Raw genomic sequence first — 24962 nt, 5'->3', positions numbered from 1 at the left:
ATTACTACATTCCATACACTATTTCATAAAAAATCGCGACTCGCTTTCCTCAAGATTTTGATGCTGACTACTTACTAAACTGCTGCTGGGAAGAGATCGCATCGGTAAACTCCTGCCGCAGGAAGACCTCGTCAACGCTCATCATTCGATCCGGACAGCCAAAGCCGCCTGTTTTTTTAAATTACGAAACATCAGCATTAAAATAAAAAAGAGCATGGAACGCCTTGAAAAACAACAACCCATATTACACCCTGTCAATATTTATGAATCTGGATGTCCAGAGAAGCTTATTTGTACTCTATCTTTTGCAACTCGGTATAACCCAAGGAGAAATAGGCATTCTTCAGTCTTTTTTATTCTTTTCTTGTGTAGCCTTGGAAATACCATCCGGTCTACTTGCAGATCGCTACGGACGTAAACACTCTCTAATACTAAGTTTTTTGGGGTTATTTATAAGCGGTATTGGATTTTTATTGTTCTCCGACTTTATTCCTTTCGCGTTTATCTTTTGCCTCTTCGGCGCCAGTATTGCTATGGGCTCCGGTGCGGACAGAGCGTTGTTATATGACAATCTACTGGCCGAAAATAGAACAGAGGAATACCCAAGGATAATATCCCGCGCCCGTGCTATCGGTGCGGTTTCATTAGGCTTATCCATGCTTCTTGGCGGCGCCTTGCAAGAGGCTATGTCGTGGAACAGCGTTTATATATTTTTTGCGATATCCAAATTTATTGGAGCCATCGTGGTTTCATTCATGACCGAAAGAAAATCTCTTTCCACCTCACTCAATTCCAGTGCCAAAAGTAGCGTGCACAATAGAGAAGCAGAAGGCGTTTTCAATTCACTGGTATGCTTTTTCCGCTCAAAAAACGGCGCTTTCCTTATACCCTTGTTCATTGGATTCGCTTTATTTGAGCTTTCAACCGTACCTTTATTTATCTACGGCCAACCTTTTTTCAAGCTGCAAGGCTTAGATGTCACTTTGATTGCTGGAATATATGCTGCAGTAGAAGCCATATCGGCTGTAGTGTTTATGGTTGCGGGTTATGTTTGCTCAAGATTTTCTCTCGGCATTGTTGCATTCACCACGACATTTATTATCACCCTACTCCTTTTAATCTTATCAATGGACATCGGCATCAATGCCTCAGCAGCAAGTTTCCTCCTGATAATGTCGCTCCCCGCCATCTATGAGACGTCATATGAAACATATATTCACGATAATGTCGATTCCCGCATCCGAGCCTCATGCCTGTCCGCTGCAAATCTAGTCAATTCGGTTATTATCGGCGCCTCCTACACTGCCTTCGGAGGATTAGTTGATAGATATGGCTTTTCGTCGACTTTGGTTGTTGTTGCAGTCTTCTGCCTTATTGGCTTATTGGGTGTTATCACGACGCTACTGTTAGCGCGCACAAAGAAGCCGTCAACAAAGCAAGAAGCTTGAGCTTTATATTCCAGAAACTTACCAGACAATATTTAACAGTGATGCAGGCAAGCGGGGACATGTAGTTTTAAACGTTTCTCTACCCCCGCCCCCATCTTTGCTACTTGAATGCCCTGATCTGTTGGTCTACGTGCGCACGCATCGGAATATTAACCTTCGACGCGGCTCTGTCGGCGATCTCCACGACTGTCCACCCATAGGGTTGCGACACGTAATAGGTCAACTCGCCATCACTGTTGAAGAGTTCATGACGTCCTTGGGTGTCGGGCGCCAGCCGTGCCTCGTGCATAAGCGGTATCAACGGCTTGATTCGTTCGGGGTCGGTGATATCGAAATTGATGCTCAGTTGCTTGAGCCGGTCAGCCTCGTCGAAATAGGCCGCTACGGTATGGATAGGTACATCCTTTAAAAGATACGGACGGGACGGTTCGCGCGCGCGGTAGTAAGGCATAGGCACGGGATAGGAGAGGTTGTGTTCCAACTCCACCGAAGGGAAGTGGCGATGCAGGATGTCCATGACCTGCTGGCGCGGCATGCCCAGCGTGAAATCACCGATCCCCAACTGCGCCCAACTGCTCAGCGGGAAAAGCGCGCAGCAAATCAACCATAACCATGACGTGCGCATTACCTATCTCCTTGTACGGCTGAACTTCAGCCAATATCGTTAAGTATCAAACTCCGATAATGCCCCGGATTCGACCCCGACCATTTACGGAACGCCTTATAGAATGAACTTACATCCGCAAAGCCCAGCCGCACGGCAATTTCAGCAAAGCTGATCTGCGGTTCGGCCAGCCAGACAATCGCTAACTCCTTGCGCACGCTGTCTTTGAGCCCCTGGTACGTCTGCCCCTCCTCGGCCAGGCGACGACGCAAAGTGGACGCGGAGATGCACAGACTCGCGGCCAGGCCTTCGGTTTCCGGCCAGGTGTCGGGGGGCAGTTGGCGCAGGTCGTGTTTGATGCGGGTGGCCAGGCTGTCGGGGTCGCGGTATTTGACCAGGATGTTCGCGGGAGCGTGGGCGAGGAAGCGCTGAAGCTCCTGAGGGCTGCGTTTGATCGGCAGGTCCAGGCAGTCGGCGGAGAAGATCATGCGCGTGCGTGGCCGGTTGAAGCGCAGGTTGTCGGAGAACATCACGCGGTAGTCGTCGCAGAAATCCGGCGATGGGCAACGCAGTTCGATGGCCAGGATCGGAATGCGGCGCCCGGCGAGCCAACAGGCCACACCGTGCACGATCATCCAATAGGTGAAATAGGTGAACGCCCGGCGAGGCGCCGTCTCCGGTTCCAGCAGGACGATTTCCGCCAGGCTTTGCTGGCGCACCAGTTGGGCGGGCAAGTGGTCCAGCATCAGCGACAGAAACCCCAACCCGGTCTGCAGGCCATCAGCCAGAGTCGGTTGCGCCATGCAGGCGTGGCACAGGAACGCCAGGCTGCCCGACTTGAGCTTGCGCGGGTCCATGCCGAAAAACTCGTCGTCCGTACGCCTGGCCAGCAGCCGCCATAGCCGTGCGTAGCTCGTGGCCGACACGCGGGCGTCGGGCTGCGCGAGCAGCGCCGGATCGATACCGGCCTTGGCCAGCACCTGCGCGCTGGCCGCGCCGGGCGCGCAGCTCTGCAACAAAGCCTCGCGCACGAGGTGCAGGGAGATGGTGTCTTTTTCCGACATGAACTTCAGGCGATCCGACAGCTATTCAGGTGGCCTGCATCATAAGGGCCATGGCGATTCGTCACCACCGTTCAGCGAGTGTTCAGCAAACGTCAATGTTTGCTGTTTAGCAATGAGTATCATTATGTTACAACTTAGCTTCCTATCTAGTGACGTTGTGGTGCCCGATGCTCGTTCCCTTTCTCATCATGCTGCGCGAAGGCATCGAAGCGGCCTTGATCGTCGGCATCATCGCCAGTTACCTGCAGCAGACAGGTCGCGGCCAATGGATGCCGGCGGTGTGGATCGGGGTGTTCCTCGCGGCCGCCCTGGCACTGCTGGTGGGCGGTGGCCTGGAGCTGATGAGCGCTGAGTTTCCGCAGAAGCAACAGGAGCTGTTTGAAGGGATTGTCGGCCTGGTTGCCGTGGGCATCCTCAGTTCCATGGTGTTCTGGATGCGCAAGGTCGCGCGCTCGATCAAGCATTCACTGCACGCCTCCCTCGACCAGGCATTGACCGGTTCGAAGCACCAGGTCACCGCGTTGATCCTCATGGTGTTTTTCGCGGTGGCCCGCGAAGGCCTGGAGACGGTGTTCTTCCTGCTGGCGGTGTTCCAGCAGAGCGAAGGCCCGGGCGCACCGATCGGTGCGCTGCTCGGGCTGGTGCTGGCAATTATCCTCGGCTTCCTGATTTACACCGGCAGTATGCGCCTGAACCTGGCGGCGTTTTTCCGTTGGACCGGGCTGTTTATCCTGGTGGTCGCCGCCGGCATCCTCGCCAACTCGGTGCAGGCCCTGCACGAGGCCGGAGTGTGGAATCACCTGCAAACCGTATTGTTCGATTTCAGCACTGCCTTGCCGATGGACAGCCCGCTGGGTTCGGTACTCGCCGGCATGTTCGGCTACCAGGAAGCGCCGACGGTCAGCACCTTGGGAGCCTATGTGATTTATCTGGTGGTCGCGCTGGTGATGTTCTTCCTGCCCTCACCTTCCACTCAGCCCGTCACTACACCCTCTTCCGTTTCCAGCCAGTAAGGACTGCCCTTTGTCCAACCCAACGCCTCAACCCGCCTCGCCCCCCCGCGCCCTGCGCTGGGCGGTGGCCGGCTCGGTGGTCGTGATGATCGCCGCCGGCGGCCTGTTTTACTACGCCTCCCAACTGGCCGCCGCCAAGCGCCAGACCCACAGCAATGAAATCGCGGTGACCATTCATGCCCACGCCTGCGAACCCAACGCGCTGACCGTGCCCGCCGGGCCGGCGAGTTTTCGCATCATCAACCGCTCCGACCGTGCGGTGGAGTGGGAAATCCTTGACGGCGTGCTGGTGGTGGAAGAGCGCGAAAACATTGCCCCCGGTCTAAGCCAGGTGATCAATGCCAACCTGCAGCCCGGCGACTATGCGATTACCTGCGGACTGCTGAGCAACCCGCGCGGCACCCTGCATGTGACGCCGACCGCTGAATCCGAGGCCCAGGCCAAAGCCAAGCCGTCGATGGTGGCGTTCATCGGCCCATTGTCGGAGTTCCGGGTGTACCTGAGCAGCCAGGGCAGCGCCCTGATCAAGGCTGTGACCGCACTGCAACAGGCCATCGATGCCGGCGACCTGGCACAGGCCCAGGCGTTGTATGCCCCCGCGCGCGAGGCCTACCAGCGTTTGGCACCGGCGGCGCAGCGTCTGGCGGAGTTGGACAACGCGATCAACGCGCGGGCCGATTACTTCGAAAAACGCGAGCAGGACCCGGCTTTCAGCGGTTTCCACCGCATCGAGTACAGCCTGTTCCAGCAGCACAGCATCGAGGGCCTGGCTCCGGTAGCGCAACGCCTGGTCAGCGACGTCAACACCCTCAAACAGCAACTGCTGGCTCAATCGCTGCCGCCCGAGCAACTGGTCAGCATCGTGGTGCGCAACCTCAACAGCCTGGCCGACGTACGCGCCCTCAGCGGTGAGGAGGAGCGCTACAGCCACCTCGACCTGAACGGGTTTGCCGCCAACCTGGCCGCCGCCCACAAAGTGGTCGAACTGATACGCCCGCTGCTGGAAAAGTCCGCCGCCGAACTGCTGCCCAAGGTCGACAGCGCCCTCGCCGCATTTGGCAGCGAACTCGACGCATTGAAAGTCGACGGCCAGTACCGTCGCTACGACAGCGTCACCGACGGTCAGCGCAAACAGCTCGCTGACAAGGCCAAGGCTCTGGCCGCCGTACTCGATGGAATCGATCCCGCCCTTGGCCTTTCCGGCCTGCAGTGAAGACGACCGCACACATGAGTGATTCAGAACAGTTTGACCTCCAGCGCCGCCGCGTCCTGCTGGGCATGGCCGCCACCGGCGCAGCGATTGCCGGCAGCAGCCTGGCCTGCCCGGCCATGGCAGCCGCCGCGGAACAAGTCACCACCGCGCCGCGCAGCGACAAGACTCAGGACCACCACGACTTCTATGGCCAGCACCAGACCGGCATCGTCACCCCTCGTCCGGCCTGCGGCATGCTGGTGGCCTTCGACGTATTGGCCAGCGACCGCCAGGACCTGGAGCGCCTGTTCCGCACCCTGAACGAACGCATCCATTTCCTGATGACCGGCGGGCCGGTGCCCCAGGTCGATCCGAAGTTGCCGCCCACCGATTCCGGGATTCTGGGCCCGGTGGTCACCCCGGATAACCTGACCATCACGGTGTCAGTGGGCGAGTCGCTGTTCGACGAACGCTTCGGCCTCGCCGCCGCCAAGCCCAAGCGCCTGATGCGTATGGTCGGGTTCCCCAACGATGCGCTGGAGCCGGCGCAGTGCCATGGCGACCTGAGCCTGCAGTTCAGCTCAAACACCCCGGACACCAACATCCACGCGCTGCGCGACATCGTGAAAAACCTGCCCGACCTGCTGCTGGTGCGCTGGAAACAGGAAGGCAGCGTGCCGCCCCAGGCCCCTGCCCGCCCCGGCGAACCGGCACAGAGCGCACGTAACTTCCTGGGGTTCCGCGACGGCTCGGCCAACCCGAACTCCAACGACGACAAAGCAATGAACCAGGTGGTGTGGGTACAACCAGGCGGCGACGAACCCAGCTGGGCGGCTCATGGCAGTTATCAGGCGGTGCGTATCATCCGCAACTTCGTCGAGCGCTGGGACCGCACGCCCCTGCAGGAACAGGAAAGCATCATCGGCCGCGTCAAAACCACCGGCGCGCCTATGGACGGCGAAAAAGAAAGCCAGGTGCCCGACTACAGCAAGGACCCCGAAGGCAAGTTGACCAAGCTCGATGCCCACATCCGCCTGGCCAACCCACGCACCCCGCAGACCCAGGCCAACCTGATCCTGCGTCGGCCGTTCAACTACTCCAACGGCGTCAACAAAAACGGTCAGTTGGACATGGGGCTGTTGTTCATCTGCTACCAGGCTGACCTGGAGAAAGGCTTCATCACCGTGCAGACCCGGCTCAACGGCGAGCCCCTGGAGGAATACCTCAAGCCGGTCGGCGGCGGGTACTTCTTTACCTTGCCGGGAGTCACGGGCCCCCAGGATTTCATCGGGCGCACGCTGCTCGCTGCCACGCACCCTCAAACCACTGCCAACACCTAAAATAAACCCGAGCGGAAACGTCCCATGAAAAAGTCGACTATCGCGTTGTCGTTGTTAATGACCCTTTCACCGCTGGCAGCCTTTGCCGCTACCGCGCCGCTGGACCTGGTAGGCCCGGTGTCGGACTACAAGATCTACGTCACCGAAGAAATCGGTGAGCTGGTGACCCAGACCCAAGCCTTCACGGCGGCAATCAACAAGGGCGACCTGGCCACCGCCAGGAAACTCTACGCGCCGACCCGCGTGCACTACGAGTCCATCGAGCCGATCGCCGAGCTGTTCAGCGACCTCGACGCCTCCATCGACTCGCGCGTCGACGACCACGAAAAAGGCGTGACCGCCGAAGATTTCACCGGTTTCCACCGCATCGAATACGCGCTTTTTTCGCAGAACTCGACCCAAGGCCTGGAGGCACTGACCGCCAAGCTCAACACCGACGTCAACGACCTCAAGACCCGCGTCGACGGCCTGACCTTCCCGCCGGAAAAAGTCGTAGGCGGTGCTGCAGCGCTGCTCGAAGAAGTCGCCGCCACCAAGATTTCCGGCGAAGAAGATCGCTACAGCCACACCGACCTGTATGACTTCCAGGGCAACATTGACGGTGCGAAGAAAATCGTCGACCTGTTCCGCAGCCAGATCGAAAAACAGGACAAGGCGTTCCTGGCCAAGGTCGACAAAAACTTTGCCAGCGTCGATAAGATCCTGGCCAAGTACAAGACCCCCGATGGCGGTTTCCAGACCTACGACAAGGTCAAGGAAAACGACCGAAAAGCGCTGGTGGGGCCGGTCAACACCCTGGCCGAAGACCTGTCCATGCTGCGGGGCAAGCTGGGCTTGAACTGACAGCCTCACTCGGCAGCGTTCGGTCCAGGAACCTGGCTAGGAACAGCGCCAGTGGCCACCAACAGATAGCAGCACATTTTCTGCTCCACTGCTATCAGGTGGGGCATCGCCTTCCCCAAGGCGGTACTGGTTGTAGCCAGCGCGGTCGGCAGTTTCGCCAGCCCTCTGGATGCGGCAGTCAGCAGGCGCGGATAGCCATCCAGCGGATTGAACACCGCGTTGAAAAACCCCGTCGATTGTTTGGAAAAATCAAACGCGGCATCGCTGAATCGCACCTTCGGCTCGGTCCAGGACCAGGCCACCTTCGGCGTCATCGGTGCAACGCGCGCGCCCAGCCTGCCCAGGGTGGGGCGCGCCGTATTTTTCGCCAGCACCCGCGCCGAGCGTATCAGCGCGCGTGCCTGGCCACCGGCGCCAATCGCCACGCCTGCCACGTCCAATGCCAGGCTCTGCATGCCTTTGGCAAAATTACCGTCGCTGAACTCTTGGTACGCGCCCACGAACGGTACCAGGGATACCAGCAGGTTGACGTCCCGCGCGTGGGCCTGGCGATTTTTTTCCAGGCTTAGTTGGCCTTTGGCGCGCGTGAGCATATCGTCGGCGGTTTCATAGAAGTTGTGCTCAGCGATCTCACAGGCAATGAACTCAACCCGCTCGGACTGGTAACTGTCGGGGACGAAGGTGGGCGGCGTCACATCGTCCGGCAGCGCAGCTGCGGGCAGCCGCCTTCCGAGTCGATCAATAATGATGTCGGCGGAGGTGGTCTGCGGGTCCGGCGCGGCGCCACTGGCATACGCGTTGAAATCCAGCGGCACCTCATGCCCGCGACGGATGTAGTTCTGGGCCTGCAATTTATATTGCGCGATATGGCTTTTATCCAGAATCACGCGGTCCAGGGCCAAGGTTACTTGCGGGTCGTCATGCTTGACGATGCTGCCGCTGTACAACACCTCGTAGTACGTCACCGCTGCGTCATGCAGCACACGCATCAGTGCGCCCTGATGTCCAGTGACGGCCGCCCGGTCTTCGCGCTCTTCATTTACCTGCGGTTTTCCGGTTTTCTTGCGCAACGTGAACAGGTCCACTTCGCCCAGCTCCAGCCGCTGGCGGTCGGCCAGCGGCAGCCCGGCGAACATCAGTTTGAGCTTGGTGACAAAGCCACGCTGCTGAAAGTTGTGATAGGTGTCGATGTCTTTTTTCAGCATGTCATCCATTACCGGCAAGCGCCGGATCAGGCTGTCAAGCCTCTCGCGCGCCGCAACGGGAAGCGTAGCCTCGTTCTGGAATTGAAAGGGTGTAGTGGAAGGCTTGCGCGTCTCTTGCGGGGGGATATCGCGCGTCAGGATCCACTTGCCAGGCACCAGGTCACCGGTCATATAGGTCTCGATCAGCGAGCGTGTGCGCGGTTCGGACAGACGCATGTTTCTACGCTCGCCGGCATCGGCAATAAAGACCGTCATCGCCTCCAACTGACTGGTGCTGGTGCCGGGGAAGACCTTCAGCAGTTCCCGCACGGCGAGCGCCCGACGCGTCGGCAACGGTGTGCTGGCGATCCTGAACGAGCGTGCCGCGTGCCGACGTTGCCGACCGAACAGCTCCGACGCCTTTTTAATCTCCTGCTCCGAGTGTTCGCCCTGGGGCCTTTCGGGGATCACCCCATTGAGTACCGCCCAGTCCAGCAGCACGCTGAGGCCCCGCCCCTGCATCAGCGTGCGTTGCTCATCGGACAGGGGTGTGAGCGTTGTCAGCGCGCTGACCTGCTGTTCATCCATCGCCCTGGATGTGCCCGGTGCCACCGCTTCGGCCATGGCGCAACCCAAGCGCAATTCCATCCAGGCAGGTGTGCCGATTCTGATCGCGTCAGGCACCTCACGCACCAGGAATTCGGGGGCGCTACGCGCCAGCCCCACGTGAGCCACCAGCACCGCAACCTTGGGATCAAGATGTTTGATGTCGCGCAGGTACGCTTCCAGATCGCTGCGCACTTCATTCAGGGTGCGCCCGGCGTTGGCGGGCTGGTAGAGCGCGTAACCGGCGACTGTGCCAGCAGGCCCCTGCAGCGCGGCCGCCAGTTGCGCGCCGAACGCCATGGCGTCAGGACTTTTAGCGAGGTTGTCCAGATGGAGCTCGGTGTTGTGACGCAGCGTCTCGGGCGTGTGCGTGGCCAGCGTCGTGAGAGGTTGGCCTGCGAGCTCGCCGGGCGCGCCTGGGATCATGGCCGCGTAGTCTCCCAGGGCCGGCGCCGGCGGCAATGCCGTGCGCAACCATTGAATGGCATGGCGCGTCTGCGCGACTGTGCCTGGAGTGCCGAGCCCCTTGAGTTGCAACAATTGGGCGACGTTGTGTCTCGGATGCTCCCCTATGCCTTGGGCTGACGCCGGCGATACCTGGATCGCCAGCGTTGACCAGTCGCAGCGGCTGTTCTGCGACAAGCCCTGCACCTGTTGCTCCAGCAGGGTTGCCAGGTAGGCGCGTTCATCCAGGTCACTGACCAGCTGTTTGACCGCCAGGACCGCTGCGGGCACGTGCGGCGATAACGTCAGGCCGTCCTTGAGCACGCGTGCCGTGAGCGCCTGCGCATTCTCGGCGGGATTGAGCCCGTAGGCCTGTAAAACCACGTGCAGCGGTACGCGCAGTTCACCGGACGCGAGATGGGGCAGGCCCTGGTCTGCCGGGTCGAGAAGATCACGCATCGCCCGCAGATGGCGGGAGGCCTGCCACCAACCGCTGTCGTCGGTGGTGCTGAACGTTGCCCGCGTGCGTGCGCCCTCATGGGTGGTAAAGCCCTCAACGCTATGCCTGCGCAACGTCAGCGTCTCGGTTGGCAGCCCTTTGTTCAAGAACCATTGCTGAGTCTGCGGCTGGTCGAGCAACCGGCGATAGATCGTCAATAGGCCCGCCACGCTGCTGCTTTCGGGAATGGTCAGGCTGGTCTGGCCGCTGCTTAGGGCCGTCGCCAGCCGCGCCGCCAGGTCGGCATCACCGGCGCGGGTATCGGTGTGTTCGCCTGACGATACCGGCAGGGTCCAGGCAGGCCCGGGAATCGCCGGCGGTTCGGCGGGGGTCGAGCGCCGCGTACGAAAATGTACGGGTGCCGTCGGCACCGGCACAGGTGAAGCGGGAATAAAAGGAATGTCTGTCAGGCGGGAGTGGTTGGATATCGGTAGCACGCAGTCGTCCTCTTTCTGGCTGATTCCATGAAGGGAAAAGCCGTGCCTCCTTGAACGGTCGGGAGGCACTGTAGAGAGACGACAGACAGAGCGACTGTAAGGCGGGTCTTAAACACCCGCTGATTTCGACAGCGAAGCAGCCGGGATTTAGAGAATCCGGTACAGCAACCGCTCGATCCGCACCCGGCTGACTCGGCGCAGAAATTTGCCGACCGCCTCGGGGTAGTCCGGCAGTGTCTGCAACTGCTGGTAACCCTCGATCCGCGTGGTGTGCTCGAAGATCTGCGCCAGCTCGGACGCACGCGGCGCCAGCCACTGGCCTTGAGGATCGTCGATCAGCAACGCGTTCTCCAGGTCGAGGCGGAATGCGCGGGGGTTGAGGTTGTTGCCGGTGAGCAAGGTGTAGCGCTCATCGACCCACATGCCCTTGAGGTGGTAAGTGTTGTCGCCATCGCGCCACAAGTGCAGGTTCAGTTGGCCGCTGTCGATCATCGGCTGATGACGCTTGGCGAAGCGGCGCAGGCTGATTTCGTACAGATAAGGCAACGCAGCGATCACCTTGAACGGCTCGCTGGGCGGGATGTAGAAGTCGTTGGCGGTCTTGTCGCCGACAATGATGTCGATCTTCACGCCACGGGCCAGGGCGCGGTTGATTTCGCGGGTCACCGGCAGCGGCAGATTGAAATAGGGCGTGCAGATGGTCAGTTGCCGTTGGGCGCCGGCGATCAGTTCCAGGATCACCCGGCTCAACGGGTTGTTCTTGCCCACGCCCAGCAGCGGGCTGACCGACAACTGCCCATTGGATAGCTGCCCCGTCGTGGTGTCATAGGCTGCGTGTTTGAGGCGACTGCGCAGGTCGCCGATGTCGTTGCGCAGGCTGCGGGTCGTCGGCGGGTTCGGCAGGTCGAGGCGATGCACCGCCTTGGACGCCACCAGCCCGTGTTCCACCAGGTGCTGCATGGAGTCGGCCAGCGGCTTGCTGTGGATCAGGTGGTAACGGTCAAACCGGTACTTATCGAATTTGTGCAGGTAGACGTTGTTCAGGCTGGCACCGCTGTACAGCACCGTGTCATCGATCACAAAGCCCTTGAGGTGCAGCACGCCGAATAGCTCACGGGTTTGCACCGGCACGCCATATACCGGCACTTCACTGTCGTGGGCCTGCGTCATGGCCTGGTACCAGGCGCTGTTGCCCGGCTGCTTGCCGGCGCCGATCAGCCCGCGCTGGGCGCGCAGCCAATCGACCACCACCACGACCTCCAGCTCCGGCCGTGCGGCTTTGGCGGCATGCAAGGCGTCGTAGATCTCCTGCCCCGCTTCGTCGTGCTGCAAGTACAGCGCAACGACGTAAATACGCCGTGTGGCCTGGGCAATGTTCTCCAGCAGGCATCGGCGAAATTCGGCAGCGCCGGACAGCACGTCAATCGCGTCGGGCGTGAGTGGGAAACCGCGCAGTTTGGGCAACAGGGAGCGTTTGAAGAACGACGGCATAAGGCTCGCAAAGGGTCGAATCCGAAGAGGCCCCGAGCTTACACCATGACGATGCTCAGGTCTCGCTGTCCCAGATGGAAAAAACAATTGACCAAGAAGAACGATCGTTCTACTGTTCGCGGCATGAATGAAATCAATAGCAGTGAAACCCGCGACATTATTCTCGACGTCACCGAAAAGTTGATCTATCGCCACGGCATCGCCGCCACCGGTATGGATTTCCTGGTGAAAACCGCCGGTGTCTCGCGAAAAAGTATCTATCGCTACTTTGCCAACAAGGACGAACTGGTGATGGCCGCGCTGCAACGCCGCGACGCGCGCTGGCTGCAGTGGCTGCGCACGGAAGTGGAACGCCGGCCCGACAGTGGCGAGCGCCTGCTCGCCGTGTTCAGCGCGCTCAAGGCCTGGTTCGGCTCGGCCGACTTTCGCGGCTGCGCCTTTATTAATACCAGCGGCGAAACCGGCGACCCGCAAAACCCGGTCCGCCTGCTGGCCAAGGCCCACAAACAGAAACTGTTCGAGTACTTGCTTGAACTGTGTAAAGCACATGGCACCCCCGACCCCGAGCGGCAGGCCGCGCACCTGCTGATCCTGATCGATGGCGCCATTACCGTTGCCCTGGTGATGGGCGATTCAACAGCGGCCGATAATGCGCAATGCATGGCGCGAACGTTATTGGGACTGTGAACCCGCAGGCTGAGCAACTTTCGTTATAACTAATGTAGAAGGAGTCGCAGCATGTCATCCATTGAACAACCGCGTCCGCCCCTGCCGCCGTTTACCCGCGAGTCGGCGATCGAAAAAGTACGCCTGGCCGAAGACGGCTGGAACTCACGGGATCCGCAGCGCGTATCCCTGGCCTACACCCTCGATACCCAGTGGCGCAACCGCGCCGAATTTGCCCACAACCGCGAAGAAGCCAAGGGCTTTCTGACGCGCAAATGGGCCAAGGAACTGGAGTATCGCCTGATCAAGGAATTGTGGGCGTTTACCGATAATCGCATCGCCGTGCGTTATGCCTATGAATGGCATGACGACTCCGGCAACTGGTTCCGCTCCTACGGCAACGAGAACTGGGAGTTCGACGAACACGGCCTGATGGCCAATCGATTTGCGTGCATCAACGACATGCCGATCAAGGAAAGTGACCGCAAGTTCCACTGGCCGCTGGGCCGTCGGCCGGACGATCATCCGGGCTTGTCGGCGCTGGGCCTGTAAGCCCGCCGCGCGCAAACAGGTGGGAGTGGGCCTGGCCCGCTCCCACGTGTGGGTGGCTCATCCTTGTCAGTCCTGATTCAAACCCACCCGGTACAACACGCCGTCATCCTCATCGGTCAGTACATACAGGTAGCCATCCGGCCCTTGTCGCACATCACGGATTCGCGCCTTCAGGCCGCCGAGCAGGCGCTCCTCGTGTACCACCTTATCGCCCTCGAACTGCAAGCGAATCAACGCCTGGCTCGCCAGGGCGCCGATAAATACGTTGTGTTGCCAAGGCTTGAAGCGATCAGCGTCATAAAACGCCATGCCACTGATACCCGGTGATTGTTCCCACACATGGTGCGGCGCCACCGTGCCCTCCACGGTCTTGCCCTTGGCCTCAGGAATCGGCGTCAGCGAATAGTTGATACCGTGGGTCGCCAGCGGCCAGCCATAGTTCTTGCCGCGCTCGATGATATTGATTTCATCGCCGCCCCGTGGACCATGTTCGTTTTCCCACAGCGTACCGCTCCATGGGTTCAATGCCAGACCTTGCGGGTTGCGCTGACCATAGGACCAGATCTCGGGGCGTACGCCTTCCTGACCCACGAAGGGATTGTCATCCGGCACGCGTCCGTCGGGGTAGATACGCACGATTTTGCCCTGCAGTTTGTCCAGGTCCTGGGCGGTAGGCCTGTCATTATTCTCGCCGAGGGTCACGAACAGGTAACCGTCACGATCGAACGCCAGGCGCGAGCCGAAATGATTTCCGGTGGAAAGCTTGGGCTCCTGGCGCAGGATCACGGTGAAATCGGTCAGGCCACTGAGATCGGCCGCCAGGCGCCCGCGCCCCACTGCGGTGCCCGCCTTGCCGCCCTTGCCGCCGCCCTCGGCGTAAGACAGATACACCAGGCGGTCGTGTTTGAAGTCCGGTGACAACACCACATCCAACAACCCACCCTGCCCTTTGGCCCACACTTGCGGCACGCCGCTCAAGGGCGCCGACAGCTTGCCATCGGCACTGACGACGCGCAGGTGGCCTGGGCGCTCGGTGACCAGAAAGCCTTGGCTGTCGGGCAGGAACGCCACTGCCCACGGATGATCCAGGCCTCTGGCGATCGGCGTGGCGGTGATGCTGCCTTGCTCGCTGGGGAACTGTTGCGGATCGGCGGCCTGCACCGCCGCCAACGGCATCAGGGATGTGGCGCACAACGCGGCCAGCAGGGTTTTGCGTAGCAACATAAGACGAGTCCTTACCGGCGATTGCCGTTGGCATCATAAGTGGGGGCTTTGGGTTCGGTGGCCGGGCGAGTGGGCGCGGCCTGGCGCTGGGGGTAGCGGTTGCCGATGCCGCCGTTTTCCAGGGTCGGTGTGCGTTGCGTCGGCACGGTCTGGATACCGCGGGTAACCGGCGCATTGGGCTGGGTGCCCTGCATGCTGTTGGGGTTGGCACGGTGAATCGGCCCGGTGTTGGCATCGCTGCGGCCAGGCAGGTTTTGGGCGTGGGCCAATGGCATCAGCGCCAGGCCCAAAACCAGCGTTGCAACGTGACGCATGCACCTGTTCATGAGCAAACCTCTTTGAGACGAGTCGTTCGTGCTTTCGATAGCACGCTACGCCCTGGGTTCGTCTTTGGTAATTAAATTGTTTCCGCAGAGGTGTAACACGATCTGTCCGCATATCCGCCCGGCGAAACTTTTCGCGCCGCCATCGAGTCACCCGAACACAGTTTCTTCTCAAGGAATCGCACACATGCCAAGGGCAATCTGGAAAGGCGCCATCAGTTTCGGCCTGGTTCATATCCCCGTCTCACTGGTCTCGGCCACCTCCCACCAAGGCGTCGACTTCGACTGGCTGGACAAGCGCAGCATGGACCCGGTGGGTTACAAGCGCATCAACAAGACCACCGGCAAAGAAGTGACCAAGGAGAACATCGTCAAGGGCGTGGCTTACGAAAAGGGGCGTTACGTGGTGCTCAGCGAGGATGAAATCCGCTCGGCCCACCCCAAGTCGACGCAGACCATCGAGATCATCGCATTTGTCGCCAGTGACCAGATCCCCTTGCAGAACATCGACACACCGTACTTTCTGGCCCCCGACAAACGCGGCGGCAAGGTGTACGCACTGTTGCGCGAAACCCTGAAAAAAACCGGCAAGGTGGCCCTGGCCAATGTGGTGCTGCACACCAAGCAGCACTTGGCGGCGCTGATGCCGCTGGAGTCGGCGCTGGTGCTGGTACTGCTGCGCTGGCCCGCCGAAGTGCGCGGGTTGGATGAGCTGGAGTTGGGCAGCGACGTCACCAAGCCCAGCCTGGCCAAAGGTGAACTGGACATGGCCAAACGCTTGGTGGAAGACATGACAGCCGAGTGGCAACCCGAGGAGTACCGCGACAGCTTCCAGGAAAAAATCATGGCGCTGGTGGAGAAGAAAGCCAAGGCCGGCAAGATCGAAGACGTGGAGTCCCAGGAAGGCGAAGAGGAGCGCAAGTCGGCCGATGTGATCGATCTGACCGAACTGCTCAAGCGCAGCCTGGCCGGCAAGCCGTCGGCGAAGAAACCGGCGGCGAAGAAATCCTCGAAAAAAGCCTCTTGAACCTGCCATCGCCAGGAGATCCATATGGCAAAGCCGTTGAGTGAGTACAACCGCAAACGCGACTTCCAGATCACTGCCGAACCGTCGGGCACCGAGTCAGCCGCCAAGAAACGCAAGGCGTCAGCGCTGTCGTTTGTGATCCAGAAACATGACGCCCGCCACCTCCACTATGATTTTCGCCTGGAGCTGGACGGCGTTCTCAAGAGCTGGGCCGTCCCCAAGGGCCCCAGCCTGGATCCGAGCCAGAAGCGCCTGGCGGTGCACGTCGAAGATCATCCTCTGAGCTATGGCGACTTCGAAGGCAGCATCCCCGCCGGCCAGTACGGCGCCGGGGACGTCATCGTGTGGGACCGCGGTGTCTGGCAACCCCACGACGACCCGCAACAGGCGTACGCGGGCGGCAAGCTCAAATTCACCCTGGTCGGGGAAAAACTCAGCGGCGATTGGACGCTGGTGCGTACTCGCCTCAAGGGCAGCGGCGACAAGGAACAATGGTTGCTGATCAAGGAAAAAGACCCCCAGGCGCGCCCGGCCACGGAGTACGACATTGTGCAGGCCGAACCTGACAGCGTACTCAGCACCGCCTCGATCAAACCGCCGGCGAGCGCGAAACCCAAATCCAAATCGCCCGCCAAACCCAAGGCTGGGGCGAAAAAAACGACCGCCACCCATGCCATCCCCGATCAATTCACACCTCAGTTGGCCACCCTGGTTGAGCGCGCGCCCGAAGGCGATTGGCAGTACGAAATCAAGTTCGATGGCTATCGTATCCTGGCGCGTATCCGCGATGGCGAGGTACGCCTGTTTACACGCAACGGGCATGACTGGACCGAACGGTTACCACGCCAGGCCAAGGCGCTTCAGGCGCTCAAGCTCAAGGACAGCTGGCTCGACGGTGAAGTCGTCAGCCTCAACAGCGACGGGCTGCCGGATTTCCAGGCCCTGCAGAACGCCTTTGATATCGGCCGAAGCCTGGACATCATCTATTACCTGTTCGATGCGCCATTCCTGGACGGCCAGGATCAACGCGAGGCCCCGGTAGAACAAAGGCGCGCCGCGCTCAAGGCTGCGCTGGCCGGTAGCCGAAGCAAATTGCTGCGTTTTTCCGACGCCTTCGCCGCCAACCACCGGGATATTTTCGAAAGCGCCTGCGATCTGTCGCTGGAGGGGGTCATCGGCAAACGCCTGGGCAGCCCCTACGTGTCGCGACGCAGCAACGACTGGGTCAAGCTCAAATGCCGTTTGCGCCAGGAGTTTGTGATTGTCGGTTATACCCGGCCCCAAGGTTCGCGCAGCGGCTTCGGTGCGCTGTTGCTGGCGGTCAATGACGATACCGGGCTGGTGTATGCCGGGCGTGTCGGCACCGGCTTCGACCAGGCCGCGTTGAAAAACATCTACGCGCAGTTAAAAACACTGGAGCGCGACAGTTCACCGCTGCGCAAGCCTTTGACCAGCGCCCAGGCCCGTGGGGTGCACTGGGTGGAACCGAGCCTCGTCGGTGAAGTGCAGTTTGCCGAATGGACCCGTGAGGGTGTGGTACGCCAGGCAGCGTTTGTTGGAATGCGCACCGACAAACCGGCCGCTCAGATCGTGCACGAAGTGCCGCGCAAGGCCCAGTCTTCGACTGCGCCAAGCGCCGACCACGGGGTGAAGATCAGTCACCCCGACCGCGTGATAGACCCACAAAGCGGCACGCAGAAACAGCAACTGGCGCAGTTCTACAGCAGCATCAGCCAGTGGCTGATGCCGTTCCTGCATCAGCGCCCGGTGTCACTGCTGCGCGCCCCGGAAGGTATCGAAGGCGAGCAGTTCTTTCAAAAGCATTCCGAGCGCCTGGCGATTCCACATATCAAACAGCTGGACCCGGCGCTGGACCCCGGTCACGCGCGGCTGATGGAAATCGACACGGTTCAGGCCCTGATCGGTGCCGTACAGATGGGCACCATCGAACTGCATACGTGGGGCGCGACGTGGGACAAAATCGAAACCCCGGACCTGTTCGTGCTTGACCTCGACCCGGACCCGGCGTTGCCATGGAAAGCCATGCTGGAAGCGGCTCAACTGACGTTATCGGTGCTGGATGAGCTGGGGCTCGAGGCCTTCGTCAAGACCAGCGGCGGCAAGGGCCTGCACCTGGTGGTGCCGCTGGCGCGACGCGACGGTTGGGATACGGTCAAGGCGTTCGCCAAGGCCGTGGCGCAGTTCATGACCCAGCAATTGCCCGAGCGATTCACTGCCACTTCCGGGCCGAAGAACCGTGTGGGCAAGATATTTATCGATTATCTGCGCAACGCCCGCGGGGCCAGCACCGTGGCGGCCTACTCCGTGCGTGCGCGGCCAGGGCTGCCGGTGTCGGTGCCCGTCAGTCGCCAGGAGCTGAAAAATCTGCGCGGGGCACAGCAATGGACCGTCGCCAATCTGTTGCAACGCCTGCAGGGATTGAAGGCCGATCCATGGCAAGGCTATGCCAACCGACAGAAGATCACCCGCAAGATGTGGGACAAGCTAGGCGCCCGCCCACCGCAGTGAGGGGCGCCGCCGGGCGGGTCAGATCCATATGAAAATCAGCGCGAGCGCGGCGAAGATGGCCCATTTTTCCAGGTAATAACGCGTGCGGTTGCGCTTCTTCAGTTCTTTGCCGCGCAGTCGAATCTTGTACAGCCGCGCAAAGGCGCGGTTCAACCCGCCGGTCTTGTCGCCCGCGTCATTGGGCGAGCCGGCGGCGGACATGACGGTGCGGCTGAACCAGCGGTTGAACGCGGCCGCCCAGCGATACTTCATCGGCCGCTCGATATCGCAGAACAGGATGATACGGTTGTGCGCCGTGGTGTTTTCGGCGTAGTGGATGTAAGTCTCGTCGAACATGACCGGCTCGCCATCGCGCCAATAGTAGGTTTCGCCGTCCACATTGATGTAGCAACCTGGGTCGTTGGGGGTGTCCAGACCCAGGTGATAGCGGTAGGAACCGGCATACGGATCACGATGACGCACCAGCTTGGCGCCCGGCGGCAGCTCGGCGAACATCGCCGCCTTGATCGAGCCGATACCTTGCACCAGCTCGGTGGTGCGCGGGCACAACTTCATGGCCGAAGGGTGGCTGTCGCCGTACCACTTGAGGTAGAAACGCTTCCAGCCGGACTTGAAGAACGAGTTGAAACCCACGTCATCGTGCTGCTCGGAGCGCTTGATCTCACCGGCGCGCAGCAGGTTCTGGGCCTCCTCGCGGATTTCCCGCCAGTGTTCCTGCAAAGGGCTCAGGTCGGGAAAATCGCCGGGCGCGAGATAAGGCCGACTGGGTAATTTGGAGAACAGATAAAGAAAACAGTTGATTGGCGCCAGGAAGGTCGAGTGATCGCTGAGCTGGCGACCCAGCTTGTGTCGCACACGGCCACGCAGGTGTACATACGCGATGGAGGCAACGTAAAGAGCAACAATGATGAGTTTCAAGGGATTTCGTCACACGTCAGAAGAGAACAGGCTGCTCCTGCGTGCCCACGACGGCCGAGGATTAAATAGCAGCACCTGAAATCACAATTCACATAGTCGGCACGAGCGGATGGCTGAGCAACCGGTTCGTGACCATTGGCCGTTATTTAGCCACATTTTGTAACCAAAGGTTAACTAAGAATTGTGAAAAGCTGTCAACTGGCGGTGTTGCAAGTGCGGGCTTGCCATAGGACAAGCCCTTGCGGGAGGGGCGTTACAGCGGCAGCTCGTCGTCCTTGCGCTCACGGCGGGCGAACCGGCCGTCATCAACTTGCGCATACGGCACGGCTGACCGATGAGACTGCATGAAGTGGCGAATCAGTGCGATCAGCAAGCCCAGTACCAGGCCGCCGACCAAACTCAACGCAATGACCAGGCCCTTCTTAGGCTTGATCGGAGACAGAGGCTCCTGGGCACGGCGGTCGACGGTCACCAGCTTGAGATTGCTCATGTCGATGTTCAGGTTGCGCAAGCGGGCAACCTCGGCGCGCAGCGGTTCGACGTCCTGCAGAAAGATGTCCTCATTCCCACGCTTGCGCAGCACCTCGACCTCACGGTTTGTCTCCAGCATCTGAAGTTCTTTGCCGATCTCGGCGATGCGGGGGTTGGTGAAGTCATCGCTGGTGCGTTGCTGCAAGGCCACACGCTCTGCCTCAAGGGCTTCGGTGCCAAGGAAATACAGCGGAATCTTCTGGTTGTTGACCTCGGTGCGCATGACCTGGCCGGAACCACTTCGACCGGCATCAGCCATGGAAGAAGGCGTGGTCGGCGTCCGGATACCCATGGACTTGGCGATCGCGATCGCTTCCGCCAGTTCGGCCAGGCGGTTGGTGCGCTCCATTTTCATCTGCAGACGCAAGGCGCTGAGTTCATCCTGCAACTGCGCGCGCTTGAGTCGATCGGCCTCCAGCAGCTTGGCGATCTTGGACTCTTTATCGGTTTCGTAATTGGCGCGCGCGGCGTCGATCTTACCCTTGAGCTCATTGAGACGGTTGTTGACGATCACCTTGAGGTCAGCGCCCACCTGCTCGCGCTCGGCGGCGATGGCATAGTCGACGAAACCATTGAGGATCGCCACGCCGTCGATATCCGCCGGGTACTGAAGCTCCAGACGGATATAGGTGCTCAGCGAATCGGACTTTTTCGGGTCCGGCAGGATCAGGTTGACTGAGTTACGGTTGAAGTCTTCGAAACTCTGCTCAAGGCTTTGGCCCGGTTTCTGGAACGCGGCAAACAACTGTTCATGGGATTTGAAAAACCCCAGCCGTGCGTCATAGGAATCCAGCTGAGCGCCAACCTTCGACAGCGCATCGGCCGGGGGCAGCTTGTAGACTTCGGAACGGTTCAGTGCGTCCAGTTCGTTGATCGCCGCCGGGCGCAACACACTGCTGACTTCATAGGTCTTCGGCGCGAGGAACGCATAGCCCGCTCCCAGTACGCCTGCAAGAATCGTACAACCTACTACCAGCTTTTTTTGCCGCCAAATCGAGTGAAACAGTTCAAACAGGTCAATTTCGTCTGACGAGGAAGACGTGTTAAGCGGGGAAGTTCGATTCAAAATGCAAGCCACCTTAAAATTGACACTAAAAAGCCATCTCGAAGACTCGGCCAACTCGCCGAAACACAGGGACAACGCCCTGAATCCCGCCGAACGGGCCCACCAATGGCGATCTGACCACTCAGTCCGAGGAAAAATCCCACGCAGTTTGATTTCATTTCTGTTTCAGTTAAGCGAGCCATCTTTCAGAATAAACAGACGACTGCCTTATTGTTGTCACAAGAATAGTCAAAAGATCGTTAAATAGCTGCTACTGCAAGGAAATTTCTTTCGGCGTGGCTTGCGTCGAGAATCATCCTACAGACTCTCACCACTACACTTGCCAGGCATTTATTAAAAAACCCCTGTTGATGACACTCACTGCACCAAAAAGGACTTGATATGCATCCTGATCCAGACCCGGACTTTCTTGCGCTGCAAGGCGCGTGGGAGCAAACCTCCCTTGAGGACAATGGCGTACTCAACCCTGCGGATGCCCACACTGCGCCCGGTGCGATCACGACCATCAGCGGGGATTGCTTCGAAGTGAAAACCCTCGCCGGCGATGTTTTGCTGGCCGGCCGGTTCAGCCTGAACAGCCTCACCCAGCCCAAGAGCATTACCTGGGTTGACGCCATCGGCGACGACGCCGGTAAGGCGTTACCGGCCAGCTACCGCTTGGAGGGCGATGAATTCGTATTTATAGCCGCCGACGAAAACATGCCCCGCCCGACCGTGTTCAAGACCGGCCCAGGCCAGACCATGCGCACCTTCGTACGGCGACGCTGACGCGGCAGCCACGAAACTAAAGGCAGGGGCCGCGGGTCATTAACGCAATGCGCGCTCAACCGTTGAACGCCTCCTCCCGCAGACCTTGCCGTGGCCAACCCTTCCGACTTGCGCAATACCCTGAGCCTGGACAGCCTGAATTTCTTTCTGGCGGACGTACGCGACGGCCTGGGCCCGTACCTGGCGATCTACCTGCTGGCGGTGCACAAGTGGGACCCGGCCAGCATTGGCGTAGTCATGACCCTCGCCGGGATCGCCGCCCTGCTCACCCAGGGCCCGGCAGGCGCGCTGATCGATCGCACCCGCAGCAAGCGGGCGGTGATCGCGGTGGCAGCGCTGCTGGTGACCGGCAGTTGCCTGATGCTGCCCTTCGTCAGTTCGTTCAGCCTGGTGGCCCTGACCCAGGCCGCCAGCGCAGTCGCGGCCTCGGTGTTTGCGCCGGCGATCTCGGCGATTTCCCTGGGGATCACGGGGCCGCGCGCATTTACCCGGCGCACGGGGCGCAATGAAACCTTCAATCACGCCGGCAATGCCGTGGCCGCGCTGCTGGCCGGTGGCCTGGCCTACCTGTTCGGGCCCGTGGTGGTGTTCTACCTGATGGCGTTCATGGCGGTGGCCAGCATCGTCGCGGTCAGCTGCGTCTCGGCTACCGCCATCGATCACGAAGTCGCCCGTGGCTTTGATCCGGCCCATCACAGTGACCACGAACAGCCGTCCGGCATCAGCGTGTTGCTGGCGAACCGGCCGCTGCTGCTGTTCGCCGTGTGCTGCGCCCTCTTCCATCTGGCCAATGCGGCGATGCTGCCTCTGGTCAGCCAGAAGCTGTCGCAGATCAACCTGCACATGGCTACACCGTTGACGTCGGCATGCATCGTGGCCGCGCAGTTGGTCATGGTGCCGATGGCCTGGCTGGTGGGCAGCAAAGCCGATGTATGGGGGCGTAAACCGTTATTGCTGATGGGTTTCCTGATCCTGCCGCTGCGCGGTGTGTTGTACACGTTGTCCAACGACCCTTATTGGCTGGTGGCGGTGCAGATGCTCGACGGCGTCGGCGCGGGAATCTTCGGCGCGTTGTTCCCGGTGATCGTCAAAGACCTCACCCAGGGGACCGGGCGCTTTAACGTGAGCCTTGGCGCATTGTCCACGGTATTCGGCCTGGGCGCGGCATTGAGCAACAGCCTGGCGGGCTTCGTCGTACAGCAAGCCGGCTACAACGCCGCGTTCCTGACCCTGGCCGGGGTAGCGGCCGCGGCGTTGGCGCTGCTATGGCTGGCAATGCCCGAGACGCTGGAGAAACCATCTGTAGCGCGCCATACAACTGTCGCCTGACATATGCGACAATGCGCGCCAAATTCCAACACACATCCCCCATTTTCTGCTCAGCGACCGGGTTTCGCGCCTTGATGTCGCTGTTGACGCATGCCTGGCGGCACCCGCTGCCACGCGCGCAACCCATTGATAGGTAAAGTAATTGATCTCCACAGCTAACATCACCATGCAGTTCGGCGCCAAGCCGCTTTTCGAGAACGTCTCGGTCAAGTTCGGCGCCGGCAACCGTTATGGTCTGATCGGTGCCAACGGTTGCGGCAAGTCGACCTTCATGAAAATCCTCGGTGGCGATCTCGATCCGTCCGGTGGCCAGGTCATGCTCGAGCCGAACGTGCGCCTGGGTAAATTGCGCCAGGACCAGTTCGCCTACGAAGAATTCACCGTGCTGGACACCGTGATCATGGGCCACGAGGAGCTGTGGAAGGTCAAGGCCGAACGCGACCGCATCTACTCGCTGCCGGAAATGAGCGAAGAAGACGGCATGGCCGTGGCCGAGCTGGAAACCGAATTCGCCGAGATGGACGGCTACACCGCCGAATCCCGCGCCGGTGAACTGCTGCTGGGCCTGGGTATTCCCCTGGAGCAGCACTTCGGCCCGATGAGTGAAGTGTCCCCTGGCTGGAAGCTGCGCGTGCTGCTGGCCCAGGCATTGTTCTCCGATCCTGAAGTGCTGTTGCTCGACGAACCGACCAACCACCTGGATATCAACACCATCCGCTGGCTGGAAAACATCCTGACCCAGCGCTCCAGCCTGATGATCATCATCTCTCACGACCGTCACTTCCTGAACAGCGTGTGCACCCACATGGCTGACCTGGACTACGGCGAGCTGCGCCTGTTCCCGGGCAACTACGACGAATACATGACCGTGGCGACCCAGTCCCGCGAGCAACTGCTGTCGGACAACGCCAAGAAGAAAGCGCAGATCTCCGAACTGCAATCGTTCGTCAGCCGCTTTTCGGCCAACGCCTCGAAAGCCAAGCAGGCCACCTCCCGTGCCAAGGCGATCGACAAGATCCAGCTGGCCGAGGTCAAGCCGTCGAGCCGTGTGAGCCCGTTCATTCGTTTCGAACAGAACAAGAAGCTGCATCGCCAGGCGGTCATCGTCGAGCGCATGGCCAAGGGCTTCGACGGCAAGCCGCTGTTCAAGGACTTCAGCTTCCAGATCGAAGCCGGCGAGCGTGTGGCGATCATCGGCCCGAACGGTATCGGCAAGACGACCCTGCTGCGCACCCTGGTCAATGAACTGACGCCGGACGCGGGCAGCATCAAGTGGACCGACGCCGCAGAGCTGGGCTACTACGCCCAGGACCACGCTCACGACTTCGAAGACGATGTCACGCTGTTCGATTGGATGGGCCAATGGACCCAAGGCGAGCAGATGATCCGTGGCACTCTGGGTCGCATGCTGTTCTCCAACGATGAAATCCAAAAGTCCGTGAAGGTGATCTCCGGTGGCGAGCAAGGCCGCATGCTGTTCGGCAAGCTGATCCTGCAAAAGCCGAACGTGCTGATCATGGACGAACCGACCAACCACTTGGACATGGAATCCATCGAAGCGCTGAACCTGGCGCTGGAGAACTACCCGGGCACGCTGATTTTCGTCAGCCACGACCGTGAGTTCGTATCGTCCCTGGCCACTCGCATCATCGAGTTGAGCGCCAACGGTGTGATCGACTTCAGCGGCACCTATGACGACTACCTGCGCAGCCAGGGTGTGGTGTTTTAAGGGCAGCGATCAGCGGTTAGCGACAAGATAGAGCCCTGTCCACTGTGACGGGGCTTTTTGCATCTGATTGAGCACTATCATTAATCGTTAGGCTGCTTCCTTTTCCCCCAGGCCCTTGCCATGATGCCCTCACCG

General features: G+C 60.2%; 20 protein-coding genes. 12 read left to right on the top strand and 8 right to left on the bottom strand.

Going from position 1 to position 24962, the window contains the following annotated elements; genetic code table 11:
* Positions 1–224: 224 nt before the first annotated feature.
* Entirely contained in the window at positions 225–1448 is a 1224-nt protein-coding gene (locus G7025_RS13585) for an MFS transporter (protein WP_258197680.1), read from the top strand.
* A gap of 100 nt (positions 1449–1548) precedes the next feature.
* Here the strand turns inward: G7025_RS13585 and G7025_RS13580 are convergent, their stop codons facing one another.
* Together G7025_RS13580 and G7025_RS13575 are read right to left on the bottom strand one after the other, a co-directional pair.
* Positions 1549–2073 carry a hypothetical protein gene (locus G7025_RS13580; protein ID WP_034138185.1) on the bottom strand — a complete coding sequence of 175 codons (525 nt, stop codon included), beginning with the start codon at positions 2071–2073 and terminating at the stop codon, positions 1549–1551.
* Positions 2074–2099: 26 nt separating this feature from the next.
* Positions 2100–3116 carry an AraC family transcriptional regulator gene (locus G7025_RS13575; RefSeq protein ID WP_181079708.1) on the bottom strand — a complete coding sequence of 339 codons (1017 nt, stop codon included), beginning with the start codon at positions 3114–3116 and terminating at the stop codon, positions 2100–2102.
* Positions 3117–3283: 167 nt separating this feature from the next.
* On the opposite strand from G7025_RS13575, the gene efeU reads away from it, so the two are divergent.
* The 4 genes from efeU to efeO (G7025_RS13555) are packed head-to-tail and all read left to right on the top strand — an operon-like array spanning position 3284 to position 7504.
* Positions 3284–4129, top strand: coding sequence for an iron uptake transporter permease EfeU (gene efeU / locus G7025_RS13570; RefSeq protein ID WP_181079707.1), 846 nt, complete (start codon positions 3284–3286; stop codon positions 4127–4129).
* 10 nt (positions 4130–4139) lie between these two features.
* A complete protein-coding gene (efeO, locus tag G7025_RS13565) occupies positions 4140–5342 on the top strand; it encodes an iron uptake system protein EfeO (RefSeq protein ID WP_181079706.1) in 1203 nt (400 codons plus the stop codon).
* Positions 5343–5356: 14 nt separating this feature from the next.
* Positions 5357–6661 (top strand): iron uptake transporter deferrochelatase/peroxidase subunit, encoded by a 1305-nt coding sequence (efeB, locus tag G7025_RS13560; protein ID WP_181079705.1) that lies wholly within the window; start codon positions 5357–5359, stop codon positions 6659–6661.
* A 24-nt stretch (positions 6662–6685) separates the two neighbouring features.
* Complete coding sequence (gene efeO, locus G7025_RS13555) at positions 6686–7504, top strand: iron uptake system protein EfeO (protein WP_181079704.1); 819 nt, start codon at positions 6686–6688, stop codon at positions 7502–7504.
* 5 nt (positions 7505–7509) lie between these two features.
* Here the strand turns inward: efeO (G7025_RS13555) and G7025_RS13550 are convergent, their stop codons facing one another.
* Both G7025_RS13550 and pssA read right to left on the bottom strand, forming a co-directional pair.
* On the bottom strand, positions 7510–10674 hold the full coding sequence (locus G7025_RS13550; RefSeq protein ID WP_181079703.1) for a hypothetical protein: 3165 nt from the start codon (positions 10672–10674) through the stop codon (positions 7510–7512).
* Between the two features lie 147 nt (positions 10675–10821).
* Positions 10822–12165, bottom strand: a complete 1344-nt coding sequence (gene pssA / locus G7025_RS13545; RefSeq protein WP_181079702.1) for a CDP-diacylglycerol--serine O-phosphatidyltransferase — start codon at positions 12163–12165, stop codon at positions 10822–10824.
* Between the two features lie 123 nt (positions 12166–12288).
* Between pssA and G7025_RS13540 the strand changes: the two genes are divergently transcribed.
* Both G7025_RS13540 and G7025_RS13535 read left to right on the top strand, forming a co-directional pair.
* A complete protein-coding gene (locus G7025_RS13540; protein WP_181079778.1) occupies positions 12289–12852 on the top strand; it encodes a TetR/AcrR family transcriptional regulator in 564 nt (187 codons plus the stop codon).
* Positions 12853–12903: 51 nt separating this feature from the next.
* The gene (locus G7025_RS13535) at positions 12904–13383 is read left to right on the top strand and encodes a nuclear transport factor 2 family protein (protein ID WP_181079701.1); all 480 of its coding nucleotides are present in this window, start codon (positions 12904–12906) and stop codon (positions 13381–13383) included.
* A gap of 66 nt (positions 13384–13449) precedes the next feature.
* Here the strand turns inward: G7025_RS13535 and G7025_RS13530 are convergent, their stop codons facing one another.
* On the bottom strand, positions 13450–14607 hold the full coding sequence (locus G7025_RS13530; RefSeq protein ID WP_181079700.1) for a PQQ-dependent sugar dehydrogenase: 1158 nt from the start codon (positions 14605–14607) through the stop codon (positions 13450–13452).
* Positions 14608–14618: 11 nt separating this feature from the next.
* Positions 14619–14933 carry a hypothetical protein gene (locus G7025_RS13525; RefSeq protein ID WP_181079699.1) on the bottom strand — a complete coding sequence of 105 codons (315 nt, stop codon included), beginning with the start codon at positions 14931–14933 and terminating at the stop codon, positions 14619–14621.
* A gap of 184 nt (positions 14934–15117) precedes the next feature.
* On the opposite strand from G7025_RS13525, the gene ku reads away from it, so the two are divergent.
* The gene (gene ku, locus G7025_RS13520) at positions 15118–15957 is read left to right on the top strand and encodes a non-homologous end joining protein Ku (protein WP_181079698.1); all 840 of its coding nucleotides are present in this window, start codon (positions 15118–15120) and stop codon (positions 15955–15957) included.
* Between the two features lie 24 nt (positions 15958–15981).
* A complete protein-coding gene (gene ligD, locus G7025_RS13515; protein WP_181079697.1) occupies positions 15982–18486 on the top strand; it encodes a DNA ligase D in 2505 nt (834 codons plus the stop codon).
* 18 nt (positions 18487–18504) lie between these two features.
* Here ligD and lpxO read toward each other — a convergent pair whose 3' ends face one another.
* Positions 18505–19404 carry a lipid A hydroxylase LpxO gene (gene lpxO, locus G7025_RS13510; RefSeq protein WP_181079696.1) on the bottom strand — a complete coding sequence of 300 codons (900 nt, stop codon included), beginning with the start codon at positions 19402–19404 and terminating at the stop codon, positions 18505–18507.
* A gap of 253 nt (positions 19405–19657) precedes the next feature.
* Positions 19658–21001, bottom strand: a complete 1344-nt coding sequence (locus tag G7025_RS13505; RefSeq protein ID WP_181079695.1) for a Wzz/FepE/Etk N-terminal domain-containing protein — start codon at positions 20999–21001, stop codon at positions 19658–19660.
* A gap of 381 nt (positions 21002–21382) precedes the next feature.
* Between G7025_RS13505 and G7025_RS13500 the strand changes: the two genes are divergently transcribed.
* From G7025_RS13500 to G7025_RS13490, 3 genes are all read left to right on the top strand, one after another.
* Positions 21383–21769, top strand: a complete 387-nt coding sequence (locus tag G7025_RS13500; RefSeq protein ID WP_181079694.1) for a TIGR03067 domain-containing protein — start codon at positions 21383–21385, stop codon at positions 21767–21769.
* A 90-nt stretch (positions 21770–21859) separates the two neighbouring features.
* On the top strand, positions 21860–23098 hold the full coding sequence (locus G7025_RS13495) for an MFS transporter (RefSeq protein WP_181079693.1): 1239 nt from the start codon (positions 21860–21862) through the stop codon (positions 23096–23098).
* 142 nt (positions 23099–23240) lie between these two features.
* On the top strand, positions 23241–24827 hold the full coding sequence (locus G7025_RS13490; protein ID WP_181079692.1) for an ABC-F family ATPase: 1587 nt from the start codon (positions 23241–23243) through the stop codon (positions 24825–24827).
* Positions 24828–24962: the final 135 nt, after the last annotated feature.

Source organism: Pseudomonas lurida, from assembly GCF_013522705.1.
In the GTDB taxonomy this organism is placed as follows: domain Bacteria; phylum Pseudomonadota; class Gammaproteobacteria; order Pseudomonadales; family Pseudomonadaceae; genus Aquipseudomonas; species Aquipseudomonas quebecensis.
This window is presented reverse-complemented; position numbering and strand designations above follow the sequence as displayed.

Bases quoted from the DNA above. Each gene is read 5' to 3' on its own strand.
- G7025_RS13580 (WP_034138185.1), bottom strand. From the start codon at position 2,073: ATGCGCACGTCATGGTTATGGTTGATTTGCTGCGCGCTTTTCCCGCTG.
- G7025_RS13575 (WP_181079708.1), bottom strand. From the start codon at position 3,116: ATGTCGGAAAAAGACACCATCTCCCTGCACCTCGTGCGCGAGGCTTTG.
- efeU (WP_181079707.1), top strand. From the start codon at position 3,284: ATGCTCGTTCCCTTTCTCATCATGCTGCGCGAAGGCATCGAAGCGGCC.
- efeB (WP_181079705.1), top strand. From the start codon at position 5,357: ATGAGTGATTCAGAACAGTTTGACCTCCAGCGCCGCCGCGTCCTGCTG.
- efeO (WP_181079704.1), top strand. From the start codon at position 6,686: ATGAAAAAGTCGACTATCGCGTTGTCGTTGTTAATGACCCTTTCACCG.
- pssA (WP_181079702.1), bottom strand. From the start codon at position 12,165: ATGCCGTCGTTCTTCAAACGCTCCCTGTTGCCCAAACTGCGCGGTTTC.
- G7025_RS13540 (WP_181079778.1), top strand. From the start codon at position 12,289: ATGAATGAAATCAATAGCAGTGAAACCCGCGACATTATTCTCGACGTC.
- G7025_RS13535 (WP_181079701.1), top strand. From the start codon at position 12,904: ATGTCATCCATTGAACAACCGCGTCCGCCCCTGCCGCCGTTTACCCGC.
- G7025_RS13530 (WP_181079700.1), bottom strand. From the start codon at position 14,607: ATGTTGCTACGCAAAACCCTGCTGGCCGCGTTGTGCGCCACATCCCTG.
- G7025_RS13525 (WP_181079699.1), bottom strand. From the start codon at position 14,933: ATGAACAGGTGCATGCGTCACGTTGCAACGCTGGTTTTGGGCCTGGCG.
- ku (WP_181079698.1), top strand. From the start codon at position 15,118: ATGCCAAGGGCAATCTGGAAAGGCGCCATCAGTTTCGGCCTGGTTCAT.
- ligD (WP_181079697.1), top strand. From the start codon at position 15,982: ATGGCAAAGCCGTTGAGTGAGTACAACCGCAAACGCGACTTCCAGATC.
- G7025_RS13500 (WP_181079694.1), top strand. From the start codon at position 21,383: ATGCATCCTGATCCAGACCCGGACTTTCTTGCGCTGCAAGGCGCGTGG.